Raw genomic sequence first — 2,996 nt, 5'->3', positions numbered from 1 at the left:
TATCATGGATATCGAGTAAAGCAGGTTTGTCAGCGTTTCTTAACCTGAGTTGCGCATGGAAGGGTGCGCAACCTGTTTGAAAAATCGTTCAATCGGATATGATGATAGTGATGAGATTGTCATCCGATGCCGCGCATACGTCACAGCGTTAGTAGCGGAGGGAGCAGAAGAGTATTATGAACGCCAATCGTGATGAGGCGCACTCCCTCTTTGCGGATCTACAACAACAATATATTGCCCAATTAGGGAACAAGATTGCCCAGCTTGAAGCGCTCTGGTCGCGACTGCAAACCGATGCGCCGCAGCTTGATGACGCGCGCGAGTTGCATCGCATCGTTCACAACCTGGCCGGCTCTGGAGCAACATTTGGCCTGGTAGCCATTAGCGATGTCGCGCGCGCGATCGATGCAGCTTTGCAGCCAATAGTGCAGGAAACGGATCTGGGCGAGGTAGTGGCGCGCCTTGCTCCCCTGATGGAGCGTTTATTTGAAACGCTACGGCAGAGCACAGAGGCGCTGCTGGCGCCAATCATTCGGGAGCAGTCAGTGGCCTCAACCACGCTCGTCTACATTGCCGGACACGATAGCGAAGAGGTGGCTGAATTAGCCCGCCAGATCGCCTATTTTGGCTATACCACACAGAGTTTTCTCAGCAGCGCCGAGCTGTTAGCGATGGTGGAGAAACAGTTGCCACACCTCGCGATCATCGATCTTGATCTGCAGGAGGGCGAACAGAGTGGGATCGCAGCGGCAGCTTTGCTGCATGATCAATACGGCGCTGCTTTGCCAATCATTTTCACCGCCGGCTCATCAGAGTTTACCCTGCGCCTGGCCGCAGTGCGCGCCGGGGGGTGCGGTTATTTTACGCGACCGATCGATGTTGGTCTCTTGATCGACCAGATCGATCAACTGACGCAGCGCGCTAGCATCGAGCCGTACACCGTGTTGATCATTGACGATTCGCCGCTGATGGCGGAAGTATATGCACTGGCGTTGCGAGCGGCGGGGATGCGCGTGGTAGCAACAACCGATCCGCTCGAAGCGCCAGTACTGTTATCAGAGCAACAACCTGATCTGATCCTGCTCGATGTCTACATGCCCACGTGTAGTGGGCAAGAACTGGCTGCTGTTATCCGGCAACAACAGGAATACCACAGCATTCCGATCGTCTTTTTATCCGGCGAAACGAATCGATCGGCGCAACTGGCAGCGCTGGCGCGGGGTGGCGATGATTTTCTGACCAAGCCGATCAATCTCGAACACCTGGTTGCGGCGGTCAAGTCACGGATTCAGCGGGCGCGGGCGATGCGCAGTTTGATGGTGCGCGATAGCCTGACCGGTTTGTTCAACCATAGCGTGACCCAGGATTTACTGATGCGTGAAGTGGCGCGCGCGCGTCGCACTGGTCAGCCGTTATCGGTTGTTTTGCTCGACATTGACCATTTCAAACAGGTCAATGATCGCTATGGCCATCGGGTTGGCGACCGGGTGCTTAAGAGCCTGGCGCGTCTGTTGCGGCAACGGTTGCGCGCTACCGACCTGATCGGTCGTTACGGCGGGGAAGAATTCTTGATTGTGATGCCGGAAACACGGGCGGCAAATGCGGCGATGGTGATCGATAGTCTGCGCGAGCGGTTTGCTCAAATCGAACATCAACGCGAGGGGGAGCCATTACGGGTAACCTTTTCTGCCGGAATTGCTGAGTGGGAGAGCGGAATTGATGCCAGCGCATTGATCGAGAAAGCCGATGCTGCTCTCTACCAGGCCAAGCATGGGGGACGCAACCAGGTGCTGATTGCCGATGTGCATATCGGACAGCCGCCGCAACGCCACGCCCTGCCATTTGTCGCCAGTCGAGTGAGTCAGGCGCCGGTCGTCCTGATTGTTGATGATGACCCTGATATTGCTCGCCTGTTGCAGCTCTGGCTGGTGGATGCCGGTTATCAGGTTGAGCTGACGCATAGCGGCTTCGAGGCGCTGCAACGCATTGCGCAGGGCGGGGTTGACGTTGCGCTGATCGACATTTTGATGCCGGAAATCAGTGGAATTGATGTGCTCGATCAAGTGCGTCGCGCCGGGCCGGAGCCGGCGATTATCATGACAACGGCGTTTGGTTCAGAACAGATTGCCATCAATGCAATCCGGCATGGCGCCGATGATTATCTGCGCAAACCGATCGATCGGCAAGAGTTGCTGGTCGTGCTTGAGCGCACTCTGGATAATCTGCGCTTGCGACGCGAGAAGTCTGCTCTGCAACGACGGCTCGATGAGAAGCGGCGCGAATTGGAGGCCGAGATCAAGCACGCGGCCCAGATCCAGGCTGAAATGCTTCCGCAGCAAATGCCGCGACTGCCGGGCTACACGATTGCGGCGCGTTGTATTCCGGCGCGCGATGTGGGAGGTGATTTCTACGACTGGCAATTTGCCGCGCCGCATCTGCTCAATCTCACCTTCGGCGACGTGATGGGCAAGGGAATGTCGGCGGCGCTTTTGATGACGACGACCCGCGCTGTGATTCGCTCGGTGGCGCGCGAGACGCCTCCCGAAGTAAATATGCGTTACGCCGTTAATGCGCTGCATACTGATTTAGATCGGATCAGTAGCTTTGTCACGCTCTGTCATTTGCAGTTAAACCTGCATAATCACTCGCTGGCTTATGTAGACGCCGGCCATGGACTGGGTTTTATTCGCCGCCATGGCGGTCGCTGTGACCGACTCGAACCGCGTGGTATGCCGTTGGGTATCCTGTCCTCTGAGCCGTACAAACAAGGCGAGACGGTTCTCAATCCGGGTGATGCATTAATCCTGTTTAGCGATGGCTTGCTCGATCCATGGCCGGCTTTAGCGCGCAATCCATTGCAGATCAACGATTTGTTGAACGATGGGATGTCTGCGACGGCAATTGTTGATCGGTTGCTGGCATTGCCGGCGTTGCTTGGCCCCTTAACGGATGATCTGACAGTGGTAGTGCTGGCGCGGGACTGTGTGGCTGAGGAG

1 protein-coding gene is annotated in these 2,996 nt (G+C 56.4%); it reads left to right on the top strand.

What is annotated here, in order from left to right; all coding sequences use genetic code 11:
- Positions 1 to 176 precede the first annotated feature (176 nt).
- Positions 177 to 2,996 (top strand): response regulator (locus Q0650_RS13605; RefSeq protein ID WP_298819856.1); only part of this gene is annotated, 2,820 nt, incomplete at its 3' end.

The organism is uncultured Chloroflexus sp., from assembly GCF_937129525.1.
GTDB lineage: Bacteria > Chloroflexota > Chloroflexia > Chloroflexales > Chloroflexaceae > Chloroflexus.
Note: the sequence above shows the minus strand (reverse complement) of the source record. Positions and strands in the feature narration are given on the sequence as shown.